Here is a 20,410-nt window from a genome sequence, read left to right on the forward strand (position 1 = left end):
TCAGCTGCTGAAGGAGGCCCGGCGGATTCGTCCGCCGGGCCTTCTTCGCGTCTAGACGTCGACGGTCGCCGGCGCACCGACGTACTGGCGCAGGTGTTCCGCGGTGAGGGAGGCGCTGCTCTCGATCAGGTCGGCCGGTATGCCTGTGAAGACGATCTGGCCGCCGTCGTGGCCGGCGCCCGGGCCCAGGTCGATGAGCCAGTCGGCGTGGGCCATCACTGCTTGGTGGTGTTCGATGACGATGACTGTGTTGCCTTCGTCAACCAGTTGGTCGAGCAAGGTGAGCAGCTGGTCGACATCTGCCAGGTGCAGGCCGGTGGTCGGTTCGTCGAGGATGTACGTCGTGCCGTTGCGGCCCATGTGGATCGCCAGCTTCAGCCGTTGGCGTTCGCCGCCGGAGAGGGTGGTAAGTGGTTGCCCTAGGCCCAAATAGCCGAGGCCAACTGCTACGAGACGGTCGAGGATCGCGCGGGCCGGACCCTTCTCGAAGAAGGAACGCGCCTCGGTCGCCGACATGTTCAGGACCTGGCTGATGTTCTTGCCGCGCAACAGATAGCCGAGTACCTCCGGGGTGAACCGGGCGCCGTTGCAGTCCTCGCACAACGAGGCGACCTCGGCCATCATCGCGAGGTCGGTATAGACCACCCCGAGTCCCTTGCAGGTAGGGCAGGCGCCGACCGAGTTGGCGCTGAACAGCCCCGGCTTCACCTTGTTCGCCTTCGCGAACTCCGCCCGGATGGGATCCAGCAGACCCGTGTACGTCGCCGGGTTGCTCCGCCGCGACCCCCTGATCGGATCCTGCCCGGCAACGATCACCCCATCGCGCCCTCCCAGCGACCCGTGGATCAGCGAGCTCTTCCCAGATCCCGCCACCCCGGTGACCACGGTCAGTACTCCGAGCGGGATGTCGACGCTGACGTCCTGCAGGTTGTGCAGCGTCGCGCCCTCGATCCGCAGTTGCCCGGTCGGCTGGCGGACCTGATCGCGCAATCCGACCCGGTGATCGAGGTACCGCCCGGTCAGCGTCCCCGACTTCTTCAACCCCTTCAGGTCACCGGCGTAGCAAAGCCGTCCGCCGGCCTGCCCCGCACCCGGACCGAGATCGACCACGTAGTCGGCGATCTGGATCGTCTCCGGCTTGTGCTCGACGACCAGCACGGTGTTGCCCTTGCCGCGCAACTGCAGCAGCAACTCGTTCATCCGCTGGATGTCGTGCGGGTGCAGCCCGACCGTCGGCTCGTCGAAGACGTAGGTGACATCGGTGAGCGACGAACCCAGATGCCGGACCAGCTTCACCCGCTGCGCCTCGCCACCCGACAGCGTCGACGACTCCCGGTCCAGGCTGAGGTAGCCCAGCCCGATGTCGACCATCGACTCCAGCGTCGCGTGCAGCCCTTCGAGCATCGGCCCGACCGACGGGTCCTTGATCCCGCCGATGAACTGCGACAGCTCGCTGATCTGCATCCGCGAGCACTCGGCGATCCCGGCCCCGTCGATCCGCACCGCAAGTGCTGCTTCGTTCAGCCGCGCACCGTCGCAGGACGGGCATCGGACCAGCTTCACCGCCCGGTCCGCGAACACCCGGACGTGGTTCTGCATCGACTCGCGGTCCTTCGCGAGCAGGTTGCGCTTCACCTTGCTGACCAGGCCTTCGAAGGTCAGGTTGCTCGTCCCGACCTTCACCTTCGTGGCCGGCTGGTACAGGAACTGGTCCCACACCTCGGCCGGATAGTCCTTCAGCGGTAGGTCCGGATCGAACAGCCCGGACTTCGCCATCAACTGCCAGTACCAGGTGTCGACGCCGAATCCGGGCACCTTCACCGCGCCCTGGTTCAGGCTCAGCGACCGGTCGACGAACTCGTCCAGGTCGATCTCGGACGCCTTGCCGAGTCCTTCGCAGGTGGGGCACATCCCTTCGGCCCGGTTGAAGCTGAACGCCGACGGCGGTCCGGCGTACGGCGTACCGAGGCGGCTGAACAGGATCCGCAGCATGGTGTGCGCGTCGGTCGCCGTTCCGACCGTCGAGCGCGCGTTGGCGCCGATCCGTTCCTGGTCGACGATGATGGCGGCGCTCAGGTTGCGCAGCGAGTCGACGTCGGGGCGGGCCAGGCTCGGCATGAAGTTCTGCACGAAGGCCGTGTAGGTCTCGTTGATCAGCCGCTGGGACTCGGCGGCGATGGTGTCGAAGACGAGGGAGGACTTGCCGGAGCCGGAGACTCCGGTGAAGACGGTCAGCCGGCGCTTGGGGATGTCGACGGAGACCCCGCCGAGGTTGTTCTCCCGCGCTCCGCGGACCTGGATGACGTCGTGACTGTCGGCTGAAATCGTGGCAGGCATGCAGTCCAGTCTCTCATTGAGCCGCCTGTAGAGACTTTTCCTGTACTGCGCTCCGCCGCGAACCGTGGCCCGCCGTCCAACCTCCTATCGGCGGTTGAAGGTCTTGGTGCCGGGTCAGGCCGTCATGGGCGCGGTCCACAGGCCGACCAGGGCATCGATCAACCCGGTAGCCGTGTCCTGCCAGGTGGCCCGCGCGACCGGCGTACCGGCGTCGAGATCGCGTTCGTACTCGGCCAGCAGGTGCACCATCAGCAGCCGGGCCATGTCGCCGCGCTCGCGCCGCACCGGGGGAGGGAGGTCGGGCAGGGCGCCCTTGAGCCCGTCGATGATCTGCTGCAGCGCTGGTGAGGTCAGCGACTCCTCGAGCATGATCTGGCGCAGGCCGGGATCCGTCATGAGTTGCGCGCTGAACCGGGCGAACCAGGTCGGCGGCCCGATCTCGGCCAGGTGCTCGGCCTGTGGGCGGATCAGCACGCCGAGCCAGTCGCGGACGTCCGGCTCGGGACCGAGCTCGGCCAGCATCCGCACGCGGAGCTGCTCGATCTGGTCGGTGTGCCGGCGCACGATCGCGCGGACCAGGTCGGTCTTGGTGCCGAAGTGGTAGCCGACGGCGGCATTGTTGCCCTGCCCGGCGGCCTCGCTGATCTGCCGGTTGGAGACGCCGAACACACCGTGCTCGGCGAACAGCCGCTCGGCGGTCGCCAGGATCACGTCCCGGGTGGCGCCGGCCCGGTCGGCCCGCGCGGTCTTCTCGGCCGCCGTCATGGATGCACCTCTCGTCTCGTCCTGCGGTCCAGTCTGTCAGCTCACTTGCGTAAGTCAACTGACTGACTTAATGTCGTCGGCGTTGTCTTCATCGTTTCGCCCAACCGGAGGCTCTCGTGCCCACTGCCCGCTCGCCGAAGCCCACCGCCGTCGTGGCGGTCCTCGCCTTCGGCGGCATCGTGGTCTCGCTGATGCAGACCCTCGTCATCCCGCTGATCCCCGAACTCCCCATGCTGCTGCACGCCAAGGCGTCCGGAACGGCGTGGGTCATCACCGCAACGCTGCTCGCCGCGGCGGTCGCAGTACCGGTGGTCGGCCGCCTGGGCGACATGTACGGCAAGCGCCGGATGCTGCTCGTCAGCCTCGGGTTGCTCATCACCGGCTCGGTCATCGCGGCGCTGAGCGACTCGCTCACGCCGATGCTCGTCGGGCGGATCCTGCAAGGGATGGCCTCGGCGGTGATCCCGCTCGGCATCAGCATCATGCGCGACGAACTGCCATCCGAGCGGCTCGGCTCCGCGACGGCCCAGATGAGCGCCTCACTCGGAGTCGGTGGCGCGCTCGGTCTGCCGGCCGCGGCCTTCCTGGCCGATCGGGCGGACTGGCATGTGCTCTTCTGGACGTCGGCCGCGCTCGGCGTCATCGTGCTCGCGCTGGTACTGACGTTCGTCCCCGAGTCGGCGGTCCGCACCGGCGGCCGGTTCGACCTGATTGGCGCTGCCGGGCTCTCAGCCGGGCTGATCTGCTTGCTGCTCGCGATCTCCAAGGGTGCTGACTGGGGTTGGGGTTCTGCCTCGACACTGGGCCTGCTCGGTGCGGCCGTCGTAGTGTTCCTGGTCTGGGGCTGGTTCGAGCTGCGGTCGTCGCAGCCGCTCGTCGATCTCCGGACGACCGCCCGCCCGCAGGTGCTGCTGACAAACATCGCCTCGGCGGTGTTCGGTTTCGCGATGTTCGCGATGTCGCTCGTCCTGCCGACCCTCCTGCAGTTGCCCAAGGCAACCGGCTACGGCCTCGGCCAGTCGATGCTGACTGCCGGTCTGGTGATGGGACCGTCCGGTCTGGTGATGATGGCGACGGCACCGATCTCGGCGTCGATCTCGAAGGCCCGCGGACCGAAGACGACCCTGATGATCGGTGCCCTGATAGTCGCGGCCGGCTACGCGCTCGGCATCGTCGCGATGGGCGCGGTCTGGCACCTGATCATCGTGTCGGCCGTGATCGGCGCCGGTATCGGTTTCGCGTACGGCGCGATGCCGGCCCTCATCATGGGCGCCGTCCCGGTCTCGGAAACGGCGGCCGCGAACAGCCTCAACACGCTGAGCCGCTCGATCGGTACCTCGATCTCGAGCGCGGTCGCCGGCGTCATCCTCGCCCACCTGACGATCAGCCTCGGCCCGGTCAGCGTCCCCTCCAAGGACGGCTTCCGGGTCATCCTCGCCATCGGTTCGGCCGCAGCCCTGGTCGCCTTCTTCATCGCCGCCTTCATCCCCACCCGCCGCACCGACACGGCCCCTGAGCTCGCCACCACGGAAGCCGCCACCGTCGGCTGACCGCACTCCACGAGAGCCGACTGCCCGCGCCGTCAGCGGGCGGTCGGCGTCTGGTTCGGCTCTGCGCGGACTCGCCGGCTTACGTCGTCGAGCAGCGACTGGAGCTTGCCCGCCAGGAGCTCTCGCTCGGCGGCGGTGAGGGACGAGATCAGGTCCGACTCACGGGAGAGGACCTGTTCCACGGTCCGTTCGACCAAGGCATGGCCAGCGTCGGTGAGGGAGACGACGACCGCCCGGGAGCCATCGGTCTCGGTGCGGCGTTCCACGAGTCCCGCCTGTCCGGCGCGGTTGACGCGCTGGGAGATCGCGCCGGCTGTCACCAGCGTGCGCTCGGTGAGCTGGCGGGTGGTGAGTTCGTACGGCCTACCGGCGCGGCGCAGCACGCTGAGGAGGTCGAGGGTGGCGCCGTCGACGCCGAGGTCGGCCAGCAGGCGGCGTCGGTCGTCAGCGAAGAGTTTGGCCAGCCGCCACAGGGGAGTGACGATCCCGATCGAATCGGTCGGGGTGCCCGGCCGCTCGCGCTGCCAGGCTTCGGCGATGGCGGCCGGCGGGTACGGGCTCGGCGTATCGAGAGGGTAGGCATCCACGGAGCCATGCTACGTTTAGAGCTAAACATTTAGACCTAAACGACGGAGTGTGGCGTGTCCAGGACGATTGTGGTGACCGGCGGTGGGACGGGAATCGGCAAGGCGGCGGCGGAGCTCGGCGCGCAGGCGTTCGTCTGCGACGGGACCGATCCGGAGCAGGTACGCCGCTTTGTGCTCGAACTGCCGGGGGAGGTGGATGTGCTCGTGAACAACGCCGGCGGCAACACCGACTTCGGTGCGCCCGACGACGAGCAGGACCTCGCACTGCTCAAGAGCAACTGGATCGCCAACTTCGACGCCAACGTGCTGACCGCCGTGCTGATGACGACCGCCCTCGCGCCCGGCTCGCCGACGGGGGAGCGGTCGTCCACATCGGCTCGATCGCCGGCACCCGCGGCGCGGGCTCGTACGGCGCGGCCAAGTCGGCCCTGGCGACCTGGAACCAGGACATCGCCGCCGAGTTGGGTCCGCGCGGCATCACCTCGAACGTGGTGGCGCCGGGCTTCACCGCGGGGACCGAGTTCTTCCAGGACCGGCTCACCCCCGAGCGGCGCGAACGGTTGCTGTCGGCAACCATGGTCAAGCGCCACGGCGAAGTGAGTGACATCGCGGCCGCCATCCATTTCCTCGCCTCGCCGGCCGCGCGCTACATCAGCGGCCAGACCCTGCACAGCAACGGCGGCGCGCTCACGACGCGCTGAGCCGCGCCACCCCGGAGTACTGACAACGAAGGCATCGCGCGGAATCGCGGGACGTCGGTGACAATGGGGCCATGCGTGCCACGGTCAAGGATGTCGCCAAGCTGGCCGGGGTCTCACCCAAGACGGTGTCGAACGTGATCAACGGCGTCGTGTTCGTCCGGCCGGAGACGCGCGAGCGGGTCGAGCAGGCGCTGGTCGAGCTCGACTACGTGCCCAACATGAGCGCCCGTGGCTTGCGGAACGGCCGGTCCGGGATGATCGGGCTCGCGTTGCCCGACCTGCTCCGGCCGTACTCCGCGGAGATCACCCATCTGGTCGTCGAGCTGGCTCACCGGCGTGGATGGGGTGTGCAGATCGAGCAGACGGCCGCCGAGCCGAAGCGCGAGTTCGAACTGCTCTCCAAGGCACGTGCGCATCTGGTCGACGGACTGATCCTCAACCCGGTCAACCTCGACGACAGCGCCGTGATGACGGCCGGCCCGTTGCCGGCGGTCGTGCTGATCGGTGACGTAGATCAGGACATGGTCAGCCAGGTTGCGATCGACAACGTTGCTGCCGCGCGCGACATGACCCAGCATCTGCTCGACCAGGGCTTCCGGCGCATCGCGGCGGTTGGCACCCCGGAGATCCCGAGCGGTTCCAGCGGTACCGGCCGGATCGGCGGCTCGACCGATGCTCCCGGGACGGCGGCGGCGCGGCTGCGGACGCAGGGCTATCGCGAAATTCTCGCCGAAGCGGGCATCGGGCCCGATCCCGAGCTCGAGATCGGCCTCGACCGGTGGAGCCCGGAAGGTGCCGCGGCGGTCGTCGGGCGCTACATCGACACCCACGAATTACCCGACGCGTTCTTCTGCTTCACCGACACGATCGCCTTCGGTGCATTGTCAGCACTATGGCAGTCCGGCGTCGCGGTACCGGGTGACTGCGGGGTCGCCGGATTCGACAACATCGGAGAAAGTCAGTACACCGTTCCGCCCCTCACGACGGTCGATTTCGACCGCCGGCTGTTCGTTGAATCGGCGCTGGACCTGCTCGGTGAACGGATGGCGGACAAGGACGCAACCCCCCGGCGGGTGATGATTCCGCACCGGATCATCACCCGTGCGAGTACGGCCCGCTGACTCCCTTTCCCCTTTTTACCAAGGCGGATCGGCGTTGGAATCGTTGTCAGGGGTTTCAGTGGGCAGTCGTTGGCTGGACAACAGTTCCGGCAGGCGGGATTCGCTGCGCCATCCCTTGAAAAGACCGTCACTGTGAGCAAGGCTGCCGGGATCACTTCCGTGCCCCGTCAGGTCCGGAATTGTGGCAACTGCTGCTCCGTTCCAAGCGGCAGAAACCGTAGGACTGCAGTTGTCCCGTCAACAACTGTTCCTCGGGGGAACAATGAGAGGGGGATGTGTGCCAGCGTTGAAAAAGCTCGCCGAGCAGTGCCGTGGTGTGAGGAGTCACGGTACTTCGCAACTCGGCCGGGCTGCTGTTCAACCGGCGGTCTGTACCGGCGTCCACGAGGTGAACTCGTCGATCCCGTCCGGGCAACCGCGCCGCGTGGCGGTACTGAGGCTCAGTAACGGCCTCACCACCACACTGCGTCTCGACGACGGTGCTCCGGCACCCGAGCGGGGCGCGACACTGTTCGTCCGGGGTGGCCGGGGGATGGGTGATCAGCCCGCCTCAGGTGGGGTCACCCTCGCGCCGAGCTACCCCAGCTGAACGAGCTGGGCTGACCAGACCGGATGAACACCCTAGCCTGCGGCTGGGGGTCACCGGCCGAATCAGTGGCTCGCCGGTCTCAGGTCAACGCCGAGCTGAGACCGGCAAGCCCCTGGAACGCCGGGCGGCTATTCCTTGATCGGTTCCGTCAGTGCGCGGACCTCGATCGGGGAGTAGCGGGCCTCGGGCAGCCTCGCCGCGAGTTCCGTCGCGCGCTCCAGCGTGCACTCGAGCAGGTAGTAGCCGGCCAGCACTTCCTTCGCCTCCGTGAACGGCCCGTCGGTGACAGCCGCCACGCCATCCGTGACCCGGACCACCCGCGCGTGCTCGCTGGTCAGCCCATCGGAGGCCAGCAGCTCACCGCTGGCCCGCGTCTCGGCCAGGATCTCGCGATGCATGTCGTACACCGCCTCGATCCCGTCCGCGTCGAGGGCATCCCACGTCTGCGTGTTCCCGTAGATCAACAGCATGTACTTCATGACGACATGATGGCCTCTCGCCAGATCAGTTTGGCGATGTTCGGCTTCACCGCGGTGGTGATGACGGCCATCGCGCGGCCCACGTACGCGTCGGTGTCCAGCTGAGCGAGCAGGCTCGCGGCAAGGTCCTCACGCGCGGTGAACACTCCATCAGCCTGATCTTCGCGTACTTCGTACGCCGTCACCGCGCCGTTGCTGAACAACCCCGACGGCCTCGCGATCGTCCAGTCCAGCCCGCTGTCGCGAACGATCCGCTCCATCCGCCGCATGTCGTCGTGCGTCGTCCGCGCCACCACGCGATTCACCAGCGGGTCGAGAACATTGTTGAAGAAGAAGGCATTGCTCGGCCGCCACCCCGGCTCGAGAACCACCGTGCTGATCACGAACAGCCGCTTCACCCCGGTCTCGTGCATCCCGGCGACGATGTTCGTGGCCGCCGTCGAATACAGCTCCACCGGCTTCCGCGACGGCTTGCCGCCAACCACCGAGTAGACGGCGTCAGCCCCGGCGATCGCAGTACGAACCGACGCCGCGTCCATCACATCAGCCTGTACTACGCTCAGCCCGGCCCGCGGAGCGACCGCTTCCGGCCGTCTGACCGCGGCGACGACTTCATGGCCGGCCTCCAGTGCCTGCTCGACCAGCACCCGGCCGGTGGCTCCGGCTGCCCCGAAAACGACGATGCGCATGCTGCTCCCTCACTGTCGCCGGGCGATCCGGTGACGTGCTTGACAGTGCGCTTCCCGGGCAGGGATATTCAACGTTGATGAATAAATCGCGAGGGCGTCCGCGGGGCAACCCGGCCACGAAGGACCGGATCAGCGCCGTTGCCTACGACCTGTTCCTAGAGCACGGCTACCGCGGTACGACGGTCCGCAAGGTGGCTGCGGCGGCCGAGGTCGACTCGGCGCTGATCAGCTATCACTTCGGTTCGAAACAAGGGCTGTTCGGCGAGGCGATGCAGTTCCGCTGTGGGAAGTCCGCCGCGATGGTACGTGCGCTCGAAGGCGACCAGCCGGGCTTCGCCGACCGGTTGCTGGAGGCGGTGCTGGAGATGTGGGCCGACGCCGAGCCACTGGCCGAGCTGACCCGGATGGCGCCGCAGGACGCCGACGTGATGCAGGTCCTGCAGGAATTTCTCGAACGGGAGATCCACGGCCGGATTGCTGAATTTCTCCGCGGCCCCGACGCGACCGATCGTGCCACGGCCGCCGTCGCGGTGATCGGCGGCCTGATCTTCACCCGCTACCTCAATCCGCTCCGTCCGGCGGCGACCATGTCGGACGCCGACGTCCGCCGGATCATCGCCCCCGCCCTGCGGGCCGCATTGCAGCCGGCCCGCAGGTCCAGGGCACTCGTGTAGGGAGCCGTCAGGCCCAGGTGGCGCCCGCGGTGGCGCGGACCGTGGTGTTGAGTCGGTTGAACAGGTTGGTCAGGCTGATCATCAACACGATCGCGGCGAGCTGCGTCTCGTCGAAATGGCTGGCTGCCTCGGCCCAGATCTCGTCCGTCACCGCGTCCGGCCGGTCGGCCAGCCGGGTCGCCGCCTCGGCCATCGCCAGCGCCGCCCGCTCGGCGTCGGTGAACAGCTCCGACTCACGCCAGGCGACGACCTGGTGCAACCGCTCGTCGGTCTCACCGTTCTTCTTCGCGCTGTGGATTCCGCCGTAGATGCAGGCGGAGCACCCGTTGATCTGGCTGGCCCGCAGGTGGACGAGTTCGAGGATGGTGGCAGGGACACCGCCCTTGTACATCGCCTTGTAGATGTTCTGGATCCCGGTCATCGCGTCCGGCAGGATCATCGCCGGGTTCTTCATCCGTTCAGTCATACTCCCCTGACGGAGCGGCCGACGAGGATGTGACAGCGGTGCGCAGATCGCTTCTCAAGCGCTCTTCCACCGGCACGGATGGATCGGAGTACTGACCGGTGAGGCAGATTGGGCCGGTGTAGTCGTGGAGGTTCGCGAAGACGGCGGACCAGTCGGACAGGCCTTCATCGGCTTGGCCGAACCAGGTCTTCCAGCCTTCGTCGGTGCGGAGGTACTTGGCGTTCTTCAGGTTGACGATGCCGAGTCTGTCCTTCACCAGTTCGAGGGTGACGGCGGGGTCGTCGCCGGCGAGGGCGTCGTGGGCGGCATCCCAGACGACCTTGAACTCATCCGGGAGACCTTCCAGCAGGTGGAGAACGCCAAGGGACGAGGTGACGAACCTGCCGTGATGTGGCTGCACACCGACCTGTACGCCGTACCGCGTCACGAGCGTGATGGCGTCCTCCAGTTCCTGACGGATCCGGCGTACGGAGGCCGCATAGCCGTCGGGGCCGATGGGCGCCATGATGCGGATCATCGGGACGCCCGCCTTGGCTGCCGCTGAGAACGCGCTCTCCGAGAGGTCGCCGGCGATGCTGATCGGTTCGACGCCCTCGGCACGGAGCTGCTCGACGAAGGGTGGCAGGTCGGACCCGGCGGTGGCCGGGGTGACGAAGGCGGTGTCGCGGACGGGGATCTCGGCGCCGGTGAAGCCGAGGCCGGCGACGAGCTTGCCCAGCTCGTCGCCGGGCAGGCCGGACCAGGGTTTGGTGAAGACGGACCAGGTATAGGTCATGTTTTCAGCGGCCTCCGAGCCCGCTCATGGTGATGCCTCTGACGAACCAGCGTTGAGTGAGGAAGAAGAGCACGATCAACGGGACGGTCGTGATGGTTGCCGCCATCAACAGCAGGTTCCACTGCGTCCCGTTGGTGTCCTGGAAGACCTGCAGCCCGACGGCCGCGGTGCGGGTGGAGTCGCTGTTCGAGATGACGAGCGGCCAGAGAAGGTTGCTGTTCCTCATGATGACACCAACACCACATACAGATAAGCCGTACGCGGGGCAGGGGAAGACCGCGTGCGAGTGGAGGCAGAAGCGGTGCCACACCGCCAGCGAGAGCAAGCCGAGGACCGGAGCACCGTGCCCATGCCGCGCCGGACGGAGCCGAGGGTAGCTGGCCGTGCCGCCTAGTGCCAGTCTTCGATCGCTGGTTCGGCGCTCGATCAGGCGGGCATGGGTCAACGCCTGAGCGTTGTGGTTGCGGTCGACCTCACCAGCGGACGGGAACAACGAACCAACCGGCCGCGTGCACCACATATGCGCAGTACCGACGCCTAGGCGTCAACCCAACTCAGCGTTACCTTGTTCGTGATGACGAAGACACTCGCCGCACTCACCGCGGCTTTCCTGCTGCTGACCATCGCAGCCTGCAGTAGCAACAACGAACCGGCCGCCTCGACCAGCCAGTCGACGACCATCGCCTCAACGACGCCGACCGCGGCGCCCACGACGACCGCCTCCGAGATCGACGGGCACAACGTGCTGTCCGCCGTGAACGTCCTCCAGGCGTTCCAGGCGGCCGGCCTGCCGGTGCGCAACGAGCGCTATAACGACGAGGCCTGCGATACCCAGCAACTCGGATGCATGGAGCTCCTGACCACCGATGACATCAGCATCTATACCTGGGCGGACGAGGCCGCCCAGGCGAATTTCGCCACGACGTACGGCGACGCGGCGTACAGCTCCGGCAACGTGGTCTTGTCCTACCTGGCGCAGCGGACGCCGGCCAAGCTGCGGCCCAAGTATCAGGCGGTCCTCGACAAGCTCAAGTAGCCCGCCACACGTCGGCCGGCGCGAGCCAGACCAGCCCTGTCGCCAGCCTGCGATCACCGATACGAACGCAGACGTGCTGCTGGGTCCAGCGCACCGCCACACCGGCCAGCTGCTGCTCGCCGTCATCCTTGTAGACCACGCGCGCTACCACCGGGATCTGCCGATCGCTGGGCACGTCACGCAGCGACCGTGCGACGGCGGCCGGCGGCCAGTGCTCGTTCAGCACCGCCTGCCAGAAGTCCTGTGGGCTCGAATCGGGGTGGCGCGCCATACCGCCACGATAGAACAGGTGTTCGAGTCCGGCTAGCCGACCTGCTGCCGGTCCAACGCGTCGGCCAGCAGCGACCGGGCTTCGGCGCCGTACACGGCAGCGTCCGCCAGGTGCCCGAAGACGCGCTCGTAGGCGCCGATCTCGCCGGGCTGGCTGACGTTGAGGACGGCCGTGAACAGCTCGACCAGGACGAGCGTGCTGTCGTACAGGTAGAAGCCGTGCAGAGGCCCGACCGCCATGTCGGCGCTGAACGGCACGATCCCGACGTGGATCGTCGGCACGGTGGTCATCGAGATCAGGTAGCCGAGCTGGCCGGCCATCACGTCGGGCGGGCAGACCCGGTACTTGAGGACTGCCTCGGTCATGACGAAGTGAAATTTGGTGTCGCCGCGGTGCAGCGCCCGGGCCCTGTCCATCCGGGCGGCGATCGCCTCGTCGACCTCGGCCTCGCTCGTCGGCACGCCGCGCTCGGTGTCCCCGGCGTCGCCTTCGATGAACCGGAACCGGGCGTACTCGGCGGTCTGCAGGAGGCCCGGCACGAAGCAGGGCTCGAAGTTCCTGACGGTCTCGGTGCTGGCCTCGATGTCACCGATCGTCCGCTGCCGCGCCGGCAGGCCGGTTCGGGACATCCGGCGGAACTCGACATACTGCTGCTCGAGCGAGCGCAGCGTCGCCTTCAGCTCCGGGACCACACCGCTCTGGCCGCAAGCCGCGGCCCACTGCTCGATGTCACGGTCCGATGGCGTCTGCCGGCCGCTCTCGATCTTCGAAATCTTCGGTGGGGCGAAGCCGGTCTCGGACGACAAGGCCCGGCCGGTGAGGTGGGCGTCCAGCCTCATCTCGCGCAGGCGGTTGCCTAGCGCTTCACGTGCTCTCTGGAAACTGGACACCCACGCTCGCTCTACTTGTCGATGTTGGTCTTGCTGAGGTACTCGTTGCCGAACTGCGCCAGGTAGGCGGCCCTCGGGAGGGCGTACCGCTGGGCGATGTCACGGTAGCGGGCGTGCTCGACGACGACCGCGGGGTCGGTCACGATGTCGGCGCCCAGGAGGACGTCCTGGTCGTCGTGACGGAGGATGCACATCTTGGACGAGTCGAGCAGCCAGTAGTCGTACTCCGGCAAACCGAGCCCGTCGGCGTGATCGCGGGACAGGTACCGGATGTCCTCTCCGGCCGCGACATTGAGCCGCGACAGGTTCAGGCCGAACCGCGTGTAGTCAGACCACGGCTCGGTGACGATCCGGACCCGGTGGATCCGCTGGCCTGCCAGCGTGCGCCGCAGGATCAGGCCCAGCCAATCGTCCATCCATGACTCGTCGAGCGGCTCCCGGGCGAGGAAGCGCTTGATGTCCGGCACCTCGTCCGGGTCGACGTAGTTGTCTCGCACCTCCTGCCGGTACGCCGTGTGCTGGTAGCTGCGGGCGAAGCGGATGAACTCGGCTCCGGCGGCAGCGAAGGTGCTGGTCTCGGTCACGCCGGCGTCTGCTTGTGGTGGGCGACGATGAGGTCGACGAGACCCTTGGTGACGATCACCGCGTCCTCGCCTTCAGGGAAGTTCACCAGCTGGCCGCGCGCATCGGCGCTCGTGAGCTGGTAGCCCTGCACGATGTACCTGCCGTCGCCGGTCTCGTAGAACGACGGGCAGCCGTCCCGGCCGGTGTCGGGGTCGGTGGCGATGTGCTTGAGCTGTACGGGCTGATCGACCATGGCAGTTCTCCTGTACGTGAGTGTAGGTGGAGTTGCGTTGTCAGGGTGCTGCCTGGCCGGACAAGAGTCAACGGCTCAAAAGAAACTTAAAGAAACTTTCTTCCCCCAGTTTCACCCAAGTCATAGCGTTTGGTTCGCCGCACCGGTCGGGGTGGCGCCGGATCTCCTGCCTCGCCGCCCCGACCGTTCCACAGGCGGTCCCTCGAAGAGCGGTCGGGGGGCCGCCGCCGCCCACGAACGGGAGACAGGACCGATGGCGCAGAACGTGAGTGACCGGGTGCAAACCGGCCCGGAGGTTGACCTGAACGAGCAGGGCTGGCCTGTCCTGCATGCGGCGGATGCCTGTGACGGTCGCTCGGCCGTTGGGCAGCCCTGTGTACTCGGCTACCACAAAGGCCACCACCGTGACGCGCTCGGCGTCGAATGGCTGAGCGAAGACTGACCCAGACGCCGGTCGCCGCAGATCCGCCACCGTTGCGGGGTACGGACTACGGCGACTGGTACTGGGAGTTCGCGATCTGCCGCGACCGGGGGCGGTGCGGGCGACCGGCCGGCACCCAGCACAAGATGCATGTCCAGTACGACGTCGGCGGACAGATCCTCGGCACTTGGCGGAGCAACGAGTACTACGAGAGTCACCCGATCGCGTTCGTCGAGTAGGCGGACATGTAGAAGCGGCCCACCCTCCCGGACGGGGGAGAGTGGGCCGCTTCGGCATTGGGTGGGTCAGTCGTAGCTGGGTTCGATCCGCAAGGTCGCGTGGCCTTCACCCGGGAAGGTCTGCTCGCGGCCGCCGGGCCACACGGCGACGACCTCAGCGCGCAGGGTGCCGTCGTTGGCCGTCTCGCCGGACACCCAGCTGTGGGTGATAGCAGCCTTGTAGGTGTGGGTGGTGTCGACCACGACGTCCGGGTCGGTGTCGGTGAAGACGACTACGTTGTTGAGCGAGGCGACGAACCGCCAGTCCTGCACGGTGTTGAGGTCGGCTTGGGCGCCAGCGTCGCTGATGTCCACGATCCACGGCGGCTCGAGATCCCCAGTTTTCACGCTTCGTCCTCCCGTGTGGTGGCCGCGCCGTTCAGGTCGCGGGTTACGGCTGTGCTGCCGAGTTGGCGGGTGGCCGCGGTTCCTCGGGTGTTCCGTGTCGATGCGATGGCGTCGAGAGCGGGCGTGAAGGCGGGGGGCGGTCCGCCGGCGGTGACCAGCGGGAACGCGTAGATCAGCACGGTGGTCGCTGGTGAGATGACCGCGGCCGCCGTCCGGGACGAGTTCGGTACCGCGGCCGCGGCCTGGACGACGCCGGGAGTCGCGACGTCGTCGATCGTGGGTGACGCCAGGGGCGCGGACAGCGTGGTGACGATCCTGGCTGGTGTGACGGTTGCTCCTGCGGATCGTGCGGCGAGTGGGATCGAGACAAGGGCAACGATCGACGCCGGCGTCACAGTGGTGTTGCCGCCTGCCAACACCGTCGCCTGGGGCAGCGTTGCGGTGGCGACGACTGCAGCCGGTCCGGCGACCACCGACACCGCTGGACGCTGCAGGCCTGCGACCGCCACTGTGGTGGCCGGCTGAGCCGCGGCCCCGGCCACCACAGTGGCCTGGGGGAGCGCCACGGTGGAGACCGTCACCGCCGGGGAAGTCGCGGCCGACCCGGACGGGGATGTCTGGGGCGCTGCCACGGCAGCGGTGACGGTCGCTGGGGTTGCAGTTGCGCTACCACCCGCGAGCGGCGTCGCCTGAGGCGCGCTGAGCACAGCTGGCAGTACCGCGGGGCCGGCGCCGACGGAGCGCCCGCTGGCCGGGGCTGCGACGACCGCGCCGACGACGCCGGGCGTCACGGTGCCGTCGCCTCGCGGAGTAGCTACTGGCAGCGCGACGACGGCTGTAACGACAGTTGGCGTCGCAGTACCGCCGCCGGACGGAGCTGCCACCGGGAGCGCTACTACTGTGACGGCCTGCGCCGGAGCGACCGTCTTGGGCAGCGACGGTACGGCGGAAGGGAGCGCCACCACCGCGCTGACAGCGGCTGGGCTCTGGGTGGCGCCGGCCGAGGGCGTGGCCTGCGGAGCAGCGACGGTGCTGACGACCGCGGCCGGGGTGGCGGTGGCGTCGCTGGAGGCCGCACCCTCGGTCAGCATCACGAAGGCTGTGATGCCCTGCGACGGCGTGCCGAGGGTGGTGAACGTTTGCGTGATCGTCCCGACCGCCCCGGTCGTAACGGGGTAGTGCCCGGCTTCCTCGAGCATGTTGGTGCCGGAACCGAAGTAGGCCGTGTTCGCGCCGAAGGTTGCCCCGGACTGTGAGATCCCGCGGCCCGACCTGGTGGTCGTGTTGTCGAAGGCGACGTCGTACGCCATCAGCCCGCCGGAGACCGTGGTGAACGCCGCCTGCGAGGCCGCGCTGTACGCGGCACCCGTCGTACTGTCCACACCGTAGTCGGTGGATCCCCGGATGATCACGTTGCCGCCGGTTGTGGGCCGGAAGCGGATCACAGTCGCCATGATGTACGTCGCGCCTGACGCGGCGATCGTACCGACCGATCCGGTCTCGCCTCCGGCGGCCACCTTGATATAAAGCGACTTGAAGATGTTGCCGCCAGCAAGCGTCAGTACCTTGCTGCCCCAGCCGCTCAGGGTGTCGTTGTTGCTCGCGGCGCCTTCGTAGTTCACCCACAGCATCAGGTAGTCACCGGCGAGGACGGTCGCCGGGTAGTTGGGTCCGATCAGCGACGCGCCGGCGATCGCCGAGGGGCCGACCTGGTCGATCTTGGTGACCACCGGATCGCCTCTCTCAGCGCTGTCGTCGCCGGCGGATCGTGACTAGGGCGTGTAGTCGACGGTGAAGATGCCGGCGGCGTTCCACTGGACCGTGAATGTGCCGGAGCTCGAGCTCGCGGCGGTCACGAAGTCGGACAGGAACACGAGCTCGTCCGCCGACGACGCGCCGCCGCGGCCGAAGTAGCCGATCGCAGCCATCGCGTTGGCGATCGTCGACGAAGACCAGGAGGCGTCGTTGGCGTCATACGTGAGCACGCCGCCGGCCAGGGTGAGTTCGGTGCCGGTGATGACGACACCGCCGGCCGTGTAGCCGGTGCCGGTGACCTCCGCGGTGACGTCGTTGCGGAAGTCGTGGGTGTCGAAGTTCGGCACCTCGGAGTCCGTGACCATCAGCACCTTGACGGCGGTCTCGGACTCCAGGCCGTTGGTCGGGAGCGCCGTCGCGTTCATCTGCTTTTCGAGGGTGAGGCCGTACAGGCCGGATGCGGTGACAGCCATCGGTCAGCCCTCCTGCTCGGTCAGCCAGCGCGCGTACAGCTGCGCGACGGCCCGGTTTGTGTGTGCACCGTCCTCGGCCGCCAGAGCGGCTTCCTCGTCGGCGGGTCCGCCACGCTGCACCCAGCGGGCGTAGCGCAGTTCGTGCTTCAGCTCGGCGGTGACGGACTCGTCGTCCTTGGCCGCGAGCAGCTCGTCCTCGAGCTCAGCGACCCTGGCTGCTGACTCAGCCGCCGCGCGGATGTCATCGGCTCTCGACATTGCCCCGCCCCTTCCTGATCTGGATCCGGACTGTGCGGGGCCGGACGACGACGTCGAGGCGCTCCGGCGTCTCGGTGTGCTCGACGGTCCCGGAGTCGTCGAGGGTGACGAGCGCCCTTGTGCCGTCCGGCAGGGTGACCGTCTTGCTGGTGGCGTGGTGCTTGAGTAGGCCGACCCCTGTGGGCGGCCTCCAGAGGTCGGCCATCGGTCAGGCTTCCCGCGGCGAGCGCCAGCCGGCGTCGCTGACGGCGCCGGTCGATCCAGCGACCTCGAGCAGCTGTCCGGGATCCTCTTCGTGCAGCCCTGGCTTCTCGGCCGGCTCGGTCTGCGTCCAGTTGAAGAAGCCCAGGAGGACGACCGCAGCGCCGATGATGGCGGTCGTCTGGTTGTCGGTCAGCAAGAGTCCGTACCCGGCCAGCAAGGCGATCGTGGACTTCACGAGTCCGATCGCGAGGGCGAATCCGGTGCGCTTGGTGAGGATCGCGGTGACCACGCCGAGCAGCCCGGAGGCGACCGCCATGATCAGCGGGAGCTTGTCCTCGGTGAGTCCGAACCAGCCCCACGAGATCGCGAGGATGAGGAACGCCTCGAGGGCGGTCACGTAGGCGGCGGGATCCCGCCGGAAAAAGTTGGGCATTTCATTGCTCCGATCAGTTCGCGGTGAGCGTGTACTCGTTGAGCCGGAACGTCTGTTCGCCGCCGGCGGTGTTCGCGATCTCGACGCCGTACTCGATCGCCGCGACCTTGTCGGTGCCCTTGAGCCAGCCCATCTGGACGAGCCAGCGGAAGACCTTCAGCAGGTCGACCGAGCCGCTGGACTTCCTGGGGTTCATGGCCAGCGCGATGTAGCGGCCACCGTTGCCGTTGCGGCGCCACCAGGCGTTGAAGTACTGGCCGTCGATGACGACGGTGCTGGACATCTCGGCGTTGGGTGGTGGGATCACGCCGTTGTAGCGGTGGTCGGTCCAGACCATGACCTCGGCCGTGGACTTGCTACCGATCCCGCCGATCCAGACATCGAAGGCGGCGTTCCACTCGCCGGCCGGCGGGTTGGTCATCGAGTACTCGGCCACGATCTGCGTGAACGAGTCGATCGTCCGGTCGGCGAAGTTCCGCTGCGTATCCGGGTAGGACTTGATCGCACCGGGCGGTACGCCAGGCTTCGAATGGTTCGCGACCACGTACCAGGAGCCGGGACCGTAGACGTACATCGTCTGCTCGCCGGCCAGGTCGGGTTTGTGGACGTTGTTGTTGATCAGGTAGCCGTCGACCGCCAATTGCCCCAGCCGGTCGGTCAGGCTTTTGGGGGCGCGGGCACCTCAGCGGCGATCGCTGCCTTGAGTTCGGCGACGGCAGCGCTGAGCGCGGCGTCGTCGGCCTTGTCCTCGGCGGTGAGCTGCGCGCCGATCGCGACGAGACCGTTGCCGAGGGCCTCGACCTTCTTGATCAGCGCGGTGCCGGTGCCAGTCGGGTCGGTCCAGAACCGCTTGGCGTACTTCTCCTGCTCCTCGCGGTTGATCTTGCGTAGCTCGTCTTCGGTCCAGTTCGCCATGTTGTCCTCCGGCGTTGTCGGGGTGGGGGTTGAAGGACGAGGGAAGAACTCGCCCCGCTTGAGTGCCGCCTTGGCCGCCGGGCCGGGGCAGTCGGTTCCGCCGTGGGGGCGGATGTCTCCGTGTCCGACGACGTGGGCCCAGTTCGGGTACAGCCGGTCGTAGTCGGCCATCACTTCGCGAACCGTGGCCTTCATCGCCTCGGTCGGCTCCTCGCCCTGCACGAGGACCAGGAGCACCGCGCCGTACGTCTCGTTGACACTGTTGTCGCCGTTAGCACCGGACTGGGTGCGGAGCCCGCGGAGTGTCCACGCGCGACCCCACTGGTCGACGGCGACCTGGTAGGCGATGTCCGACCAGCCGCGGCCGCCCGGTTCGGGGTCCATGTGGTACGCCTGCCAGCCCCGCAACGCGGACGCCACGCCCGTCTTGCTGATCGGCTTGCTGGACTCGGTGCCGGGCCAGTGGACCGCGGTACCGACGACGCGGGACAGCGTGAGGTCGCCGGGGCCGGACTTCGCGGCGCGGGCGCCCCAGGCGGAACGGGGTAGATAGTCGACCATGGTCAGGTGCCTTCCGGCTCGTTGCCGAGGGCCCGCTCGATGCGGACAACCCGGTCGCCCAGGCGCGTGGTGTTGCCGCCGTTCGGGGTGACCTGTTTCTCTACTGCGGCCAGGCCGGCCTCGACGGTGGCCATGCGCTCAGGCATGGATGGGGTGGATTGCCGACCGGGCCGGCCGGGGGTGCCGTTCCAGTCCTCGAGGAAGGCGTCGACGCGCTTCCAGATCTTTACGAGAGGGTGGCCGACGAAGCGGACAAAGCCAGCGATGCTGATGAGCGCGCCGCAGAGGGCGCTCAAGGCGATGATCCAGTCGGTATGCATATGGGCTCCCGAGTCAGAAGTAGGTGGTGACGATTACGACGCCTGCTGATCCGGCGCCGCCCGTGGTGACGGTCGCGGCGCCGAAGCCACCGCCCCCACCACCGCCGTACGCCGCGCCGGCGTTGCCCGTGCCAGCGGCAGTTCTGGACTGTGCGCCACCGCCGAACCCGAGGCCAGAAGTTCCGCCGGACCCGGTCAGTACGGCGATGCCGTTAAGCGTCCGGCCCTTCAATCCGGGCGACCCGTTGACGTTGAAATCTCCGCTGACGCCGACACCTCCAGCGCCTCCGTTCGCGACGCTGTTGCTGCCGGCTGCGACGTTCGCCACGACCGCGCCTCCACCGCCGCCTGTGGCGGATACCGAGTCGAAGACGCTGGTTCCACCGGCGTTGCCCGCGGCCCCGCTGGCACCGGTTCCGCCGGCGCCGACGGTGACGGTCTCCGTCGCGGACAGTTCGCTTGCCTGGAACAACTTCCGGGCGTACCCGCCGCCCCCGCCGTACCCGCCTTCGCCCTGGGTGCTGGCTGTGACGCCGGTGGTTCCGCCGCCTGCGCCGCCACCGCCGACGACCTCGACCATGACCGCGCGCAGTCCGTCAGGCTTGGTCCAGGTGCCGTTGCTGGTGAAGACCTGGACGTTCGGTAGCCCGGGGGCGACAACGCGGTCGCCGGCCTGCGCGTAGACCATTCAAGCCTC

The 20,410-nt window shown here is 67.9% G+C and carries 30 protein-coding genes and 1 pseudogene; 9 read left to right on the plus strand and 22 right to left on the minus strand.

Features of this window, described 5'->3' with window-relative positions; translation table 11 throughout:
- Positions 1-51: 51 nt before the first annotated feature.
- Both AB0M15_RS20020 and AB0M15_RS20025 read right to left on the minus strand, forming a co-directional pair.
- A complete protein-coding gene (locus tag AB0M15_RS20020; RefSeq protein WP_363820720.1) occupies positions 52-2,337 on the minus strand; it encodes an excinuclease ABC subunit UvrA in 2,286 nt (761 codons plus the stop codon).
- Positions 2,338-2,451: 114 nt separating this feature from the next.
- Entirely contained in the window at positions 2,452-3,102 is a 651-nt protein-coding gene (locus tag AB0M15_RS20025; protein ID WP_363820722.1) for a TetR/AcrR family transcriptional regulator, read from the minus strand.
- Between the two features lie 116 nt (positions 3,103-3,218).
- Between AB0M15_RS20025 and AB0M15_RS20030 the strand changes: the two genes are divergently transcribed.
- A complete protein-coding gene (locus tag AB0M15_RS20030) occupies positions 3,219-4,652 on the plus strand; it encodes an MFS transporter (RefSeq protein WP_363820724.1) in 1,434 nt (477 codons plus the stop codon).
- Positions 4,653-4,684: 32 nt separating this feature from the next.
- On the opposite strand, the gene AB0M15_RS20035 is transcribed toward AB0M15_RS20030, so the two are convergent.
- A complete protein-coding gene (locus AB0M15_RS20035) occupies positions 4,685-5,239 on the minus strand; it encodes a MarR family transcriptional regulator (protein ID WP_363820726.1) in 555 nt (184 codons plus the stop codon).
- Between the two features lie 171 nt (positions 5,240-5,410).
- On the opposite strand from AB0M15_RS20035, the pseudogene AB0M15_RS20040 reads away from it, so the two are divergent.
- From AB0M15_RS20040 to AB0M15_RS20055, 4 genes and pseudogenes are all read left to right on the plus strand, one after another.
- A pseudogene (locus AB0M15_RS20040) lies at positions 5,411-5,521 on the plus strand (3-oxoacyl-ACP reductase); the annotation flags it as partial.
- Positions 5,522-5,619: 98 nt separating this feature from the next.
- Positions 5,620-5,940 carry an SDR family oxidoreductase gene (locus AB0M15_RS20045; RefSeq protein ID WP_363822282.1) on the plus strand — a complete coding sequence of 107 codons (321 nt, stop codon included), beginning with the start codon at positions 5,620-5,622 and terminating at the stop codon, positions 5,938-5,940.
- 71 nt (positions 5,941-6,011) lie between these two features.
- On the plus strand, positions 6,012-7,061 hold the full coding sequence (locus AB0M15_RS20050; RefSeq protein WP_363820728.1) for a LacI family DNA-binding transcriptional regulator: 1,050 nt from the start codon (positions 6,012-6,014) through the stop codon (positions 7,059-7,061).
- Positions 7,062-7,338: 277 nt separating this feature from the next.
- Positions 7,339-7,650, plus strand: a complete 312-nt coding sequence (locus tag AB0M15_RS20055; RefSeq protein WP_363820731.1) for a hypothetical protein — start codon at positions 7,339-7,341, stop codon at positions 7,648-7,650.
- Positions 7,651-7,778: 128 nt separating this feature from the next.
- Here the strand turns inward: AB0M15_RS20055 and AB0M15_RS20060 are convergent, their stop codons facing one another.
- A complete protein-coding gene (locus tag AB0M15_RS20060; protein ID WP_363820733.1) occupies positions 7,779-8,129 on the minus strand; it encodes a YciI family protein in 351 nt (116 codons plus the stop codon).
- Positions 8,126-8,818: an NAD(P)H-binding protein gene (locus AB0M15_RS20065; RefSeq protein ID WP_363820736.1), complete on the minus strand. Its 693-nt coding sequence runs from the start codon at positions 8,816-8,818 to the stop codon at positions 8,126-8,128. The genes AB0M15_RS20060 and AB0M15_RS20065 overlap by 4 nt, the downstream gene beginning before the upstream one ends.
- A gap of 77 nt (positions 8,819-8,895) precedes the next feature.
- On the opposite strand from AB0M15_RS20065, the gene AB0M15_RS20070 reads away from it, so the two are divergent.
- Positions 8,896-9,492: a TetR family transcriptional regulator gene (locus AB0M15_RS20070; RefSeq protein WP_363820739.1), complete on the plus strand. Its 597-nt coding sequence runs from the start codon at positions 8,896-8,898 to the stop codon at positions 9,490-9,492.
- A 7-nt stretch (positions 9,493-9,499) separates the two neighbouring features.
- On the opposite strand, the gene AB0M15_RS20075 is transcribed toward AB0M15_RS20070, so the two are convergent.
- From AB0M15_RS20075 to AB0M15_RS20085, 3 genes are read right to left on the minus strand one after another with little or no spacing between them, the layout of a single operon-like run.
- Positions 9,500-9,958: a carboxymuconolactone decarboxylase family protein gene (locus AB0M15_RS20075; protein WP_363820743.1), complete on the minus strand. Its 459-nt coding sequence runs from the start codon at positions 9,956-9,958 to the stop codon at positions 9,500-9,502.
- On the minus strand, positions 9,951-10,733 hold the full coding sequence (locus tag AB0M15_RS20080; protein WP_363820745.1) for a TIM barrel protein: 783 nt from the start codon (positions 10,731-10,733) through the stop codon (positions 9,951-9,953). Before AB0M15_RS20080 ends, AB0M15_RS20075 begins: the two co-directional genes overlap by 8 nt.
- A 4-nt stretch (positions 10,734-10,737) precedes the next feature.
- Positions 10,738-10,959 (minus strand): hypothetical protein, encoded by a 222-nt coding sequence (locus AB0M15_RS20085; protein WP_363820748.1) that lies wholly within the window; start codon positions 10,957-10,959, stop codon positions 10,738-10,740.
- Positions 10,960-11,307: 348 nt separating this feature from the next.
- On the opposite strand from AB0M15_RS20085, the gene AB0M15_RS20090 reads away from it, so the two are divergent.
- Entirely contained in the window at positions 11,308-11,769 is a 462-nt protein-coding gene (locus AB0M15_RS20090; RefSeq protein ID WP_363820750.1) for a hypothetical protein, read from the plus strand.
- Here AB0M15_RS20090 and AB0M15_RS20095 read toward each other — a convergent pair.
- The 4 genes from AB0M15_RS20095 to AB0M15_RS20110 are packed head-to-tail and all read right to left on the minus strand — an operon-like array spanning position 11,762 to position 13,747.
- Positions 11,762-12,040, minus strand: coding sequence for a hypothetical protein (locus AB0M15_RS20095; protein ID WP_363820752.1), 279 nt, complete (start codon positions 12,038-12,040; stop codon positions 11,762-11,764). The two genes, AB0M15_RS20090 and AB0M15_RS20095, sit on opposite strands and share 8 nt — an antisense overlap.
- Positions 12,041-12,072: 32 nt before the next feature.
- The gene (locus tag AB0M15_RS20100) at positions 12,073-12,930 is read right to left on the minus strand and encodes a helix-turn-helix transcriptional regulator (RefSeq protein WP_363820755.1); all 858 of its coding nucleotides are present in this window, start codon (positions 12,928-12,930) and stop codon (positions 12,073-12,075) included.
- Between the two features lie 11 nt (positions 12,931-12,941).
- Positions 12,942-13,514: a DUF6879 family protein gene (locus AB0M15_RS20105; RefSeq protein WP_363820758.1), complete on the minus strand. Its 573-nt coding sequence runs from the start codon at positions 13,512-13,514 to the stop codon at positions 12,942-12,944.
- Positions 13,511-13,747: a hypothetical protein gene (locus tag AB0M15_RS20110; RefSeq protein ID WP_363820761.1), complete on the minus strand. Its 237-nt coding sequence runs from the start codon at positions 13,745-13,747 to the stop codon at positions 13,511-13,513. Before AB0M15_RS20110 ends, AB0M15_RS20105 begins: the two co-directional genes overlap by 4 nt.
- A gap of 253 nt (positions 13,748-14,000) precedes the next feature.
- Between AB0M15_RS20110 and AB0M15_RS20115 the strand changes: the two genes are divergently transcribed.
- Both AB0M15_RS20115 and AB0M15_RS20120 read left to right on the plus strand, forming a co-directional pair.
- The gene (locus AB0M15_RS20115; protein ID WP_363820763.1) at positions 14,001-14,189 is read left to right on the plus strand and encodes a hypothetical protein; all 189 of its coding nucleotides are present in this window, start codon (positions 14,001-14,003) and stop codon (positions 14,187-14,189) included.
- Positions 14,171-14,407, plus strand: coding sequence for a hypothetical protein (locus AB0M15_RS20120; protein WP_363820766.1), 237 nt, complete (start codon positions 14,171-14,173; stop codon positions 14,405-14,407). The genes AB0M15_RS20115 and AB0M15_RS20120 overlap by 19 nt, the downstream gene beginning before the upstream one ends.
- A 66-nt stretch (positions 14,408-14,473) precedes the next feature.
- Here the strand turns inward: AB0M15_RS20120 and AB0M15_RS20125 are convergent, their stop codons facing one another.
- From AB0M15_RS20125 to AB0M15_RS20170, 10 genes are read right to left on the minus strand one after another with little or no spacing between them, the layout of a single operon-like run.
- Complete coding sequence (locus tag AB0M15_RS20125; RefSeq protein WP_363820769.1) at positions 14,474-14,794, minus strand: hypothetical protein; 321 nt, start codon at positions 14,792-14,794, stop codon at positions 14,474-14,476.
- Positions 14,791-16,524, minus strand: a complete 1,734-nt coding sequence (locus tag AB0M15_RS20130; RefSeq protein WP_363820772.1) for a hypothetical protein — start codon at positions 16,522-16,524, stop codon at positions 14,791-14,793. The genes AB0M15_RS20125 and AB0M15_RS20130 overlap by 4 nt, the downstream gene beginning before the upstream one ends.
- A gap of 42 nt (positions 16,525-16,566) precedes the next feature.
- Positions 16,567-17,022, minus strand: a complete 456-nt coding sequence (locus AB0M15_RS20135; RefSeq protein WP_363820774.1) for a hypothetical protein — start codon at positions 17,020-17,022, stop codon at positions 16,567-16,569.
- A gap of 3 nt (positions 17,023-17,025) precedes the next feature.
- Complete coding sequence (locus tag AB0M15_RS20140; protein ID WP_363820777.1) at positions 17,026-17,280, minus strand: hypothetical protein; 255 nt, start codon at positions 17,278-17,280, stop codon at positions 17,026-17,028.
- Positions 17,264-17,485: a hypothetical protein gene (locus AB0M15_RS20145; RefSeq protein WP_363820780.1), complete on the minus strand. Its 222-nt coding sequence runs from the start codon at positions 17,483-17,485 to the stop codon at positions 17,264-17,266. Before AB0M15_RS20145 ends, AB0M15_RS20140 begins: the two co-directional genes overlap by 17 nt.
- Before the next feature lie 3 nt (positions 17,486-17,488).
- Complete coding sequence (locus AB0M15_RS20150; protein ID WP_363820783.1) at positions 17,489-17,917, minus strand: hypothetical protein; 429 nt, start codon at positions 17,915-17,917, stop codon at positions 17,489-17,491.
- 13 nt (positions 17,918-17,930) lie between these two features.
- Positions 17,931-18,557 (minus strand): hypothetical protein, encoded by a 627-nt coding sequence (locus AB0M15_RS20155; RefSeq protein ID WP_363820786.1) that lies wholly within the window; start codon positions 18,555-18,557, stop codon positions 17,931-17,933.
- A 17-nt stretch (positions 18,558-18,574) separates the two neighbouring features.
- Positions 18,575-19,393 carry a peptidoglycan recognition family protein gene (locus AB0M15_RS20160; RefSeq protein WP_363820789.1) on the minus strand — a complete coding sequence of 273 codons (819 nt, stop codon included), beginning with the start codon at positions 19,391-19,393 and terminating at the stop codon, positions 18,575-18,577.
- A 2-nt stretch (positions 19,394-19,395) separates the two neighbouring features.
- The gene (locus AB0M15_RS20165) at positions 19,396-19,713 is read right to left on the minus strand and encodes a hypothetical protein (protein WP_363820792.1); all 318 of its coding nucleotides are present in this window, start codon (positions 19,711-19,713) and stop codon (positions 19,396-19,398) included.
- 13 nt (positions 19,714-19,726) lie between these two features.
- A complete protein-coding gene (locus AB0M15_RS20170; protein WP_363820795.1) occupies positions 19,727-20,401 on the minus strand; it encodes a hypothetical protein in 675 nt (224 codons plus the stop codon).
- Positions 20,402-20,410 lie beyond the last annotated feature (9 nt).

The organism is Kribbella sp. NPDC051718, from assembly GCF_040681515.1.
Lineage (GTDB): Bacteria > Actinomycetota > Actinomycetes > Propionibacteriales > Kribbellaceae > Kribbella.

Coding starts and splice junctions, on each gene's coding strand:
- AB0M15_RS20020 (WP_363820720.1), bottom strand. CDS start 2,337: ATGCCTGCCACGATTTCAGCCGACAGTCACGACGTCATCCAGGTCCGC.
- AB0M15_RS20025 (WP_363820722.1), bottom strand. CDS start 3,102: ATGACGGCGGCCGAGAAGACCGCGCGGGCCGACCGGGCCGGCGCCACC.
- AB0M15_RS20050 (WP_363820728.1), top strand. CDS start 6,012: ATGCGTGCCACGGTCAAGGATGTCGCCAAGCTGGCCGGGGTCTCACCC.
- AB0M15_RS20060 (WP_363820733.1), bottom strand. CDS start 8,129: ATGAAGTACATGCTGTTGATCTACGGGAACACGCAGACGTGGGATGCC.
- AB0M15_RS20065 (WP_363820736.1), bottom strand. CDS start 8,818: ATGCGCATCGTCGTTTTCGGGGCAGCCGGAGCCACCGGCCGGGTGCTG.
- AB0M15_RS20070 (WP_363820739.1), top strand. CDS start 8,896: ATGAATAAATCGCGAGGGCGTCCGCGGGGCAACCCGGCCACGAAGGAC.
- AB0M15_RS20075 (WP_363820743.1), bottom strand. CDS start 9,958: ATGACTGAACGGATGAAGAACCCGGCGATGATCCTGCCGGACGCGATG.
- AB0M15_RS20080 (WP_363820745.1), bottom strand. CDS start 10,733: ATGACCTATACCTGGTCCGTCTTCACCAAACCCTGGTCCGGCCTGCCC.
- AB0M15_RS20085 (WP_363820748.1), bottom strand. CDS start 10,959: ATGAGGAACAGCAACCTTCTCTGGCCGCTCGTCATCTCGAACAGCGAC.
- AB0M15_RS20090 (WP_363820750.1), top strand. CDS start 11,308: ATGACGAAGACACTCGCCGCACTCACCGCGGCTTTCCTGCTGCTGACC.
- AB0M15_RS20095 (WP_363820752.1), bottom strand. CDS start 12,040: ATGGCGCGCCACCCCGATTCGAGCCCACAGGACTTCTGGCAGGCGGTG.
- AB0M15_RS20110 (WP_363820761.1), bottom strand. CDS start 13,747: ATGGTCGATCAGCCCGTACAGCTCAAGCACATCGCCACCGACCCCGAC.
- AB0M15_RS20115 (WP_363820763.1), top strand. CDS start 14,001: ATGGCGCAGAACGTGAGTGACCGGGTGCAAACCGGCCCGGAGGTTGAC.
- AB0M15_RS20120 (WP_363820766.1), top strand. CDS start 14,171: ATGGCTGAGCGAAGACTGACCCAGACGCCGGTCGCCGCAGATCCGCCA.
- AB0M15_RS20135 (WP_363820774.1), bottom strand. CDS start 17,022: ATGGCTGTCACCGCATCCGGCCTGTACGGCCTCACCCTCGAAAAGCAG.
- AB0M15_RS20140 (WP_363820777.1), bottom strand. CDS start 17,280: ATGTCGAGAGCCGATGACATCCGCGCGGCGGCTGAGTCAGCAGCCAGG.
- AB0M15_RS20145 (WP_363820780.1), bottom strand. CDS start 17,485: ATGGCCGACCTCTGGAGGCCGCCCACAGGGGTCGGCCTACTCAAGCAC.
- AB0M15_RS20150 (WP_363820783.1), bottom strand. CDS start 17,917: ATGCCCAACTTTTTCCGGCGGGATCCCGCCGCCTACGTGACCGCCCTC.
- AB0M15_RS20160 (WP_363820789.1), bottom strand. CDS start 19,393: ATGGTCGACTATCTACCCCGTTCCGCCTGGGGCGCCCGCGCCGCGAAG.
- AB0M15_RS20165 (WP_363820792.1), bottom strand. CDS start 19,713: ATGCATACCGACTGGATCATCGCCTTGAGCGCCCTCTGCGGCGCGCTC.
- AB0M15_RS20170 (WP_363820795.1), bottom strand. CDS start 20,401: ATGGTCTACGCGCAGGCCGGCGACCGCGTTGTCGCCCCCGGGCTACCG.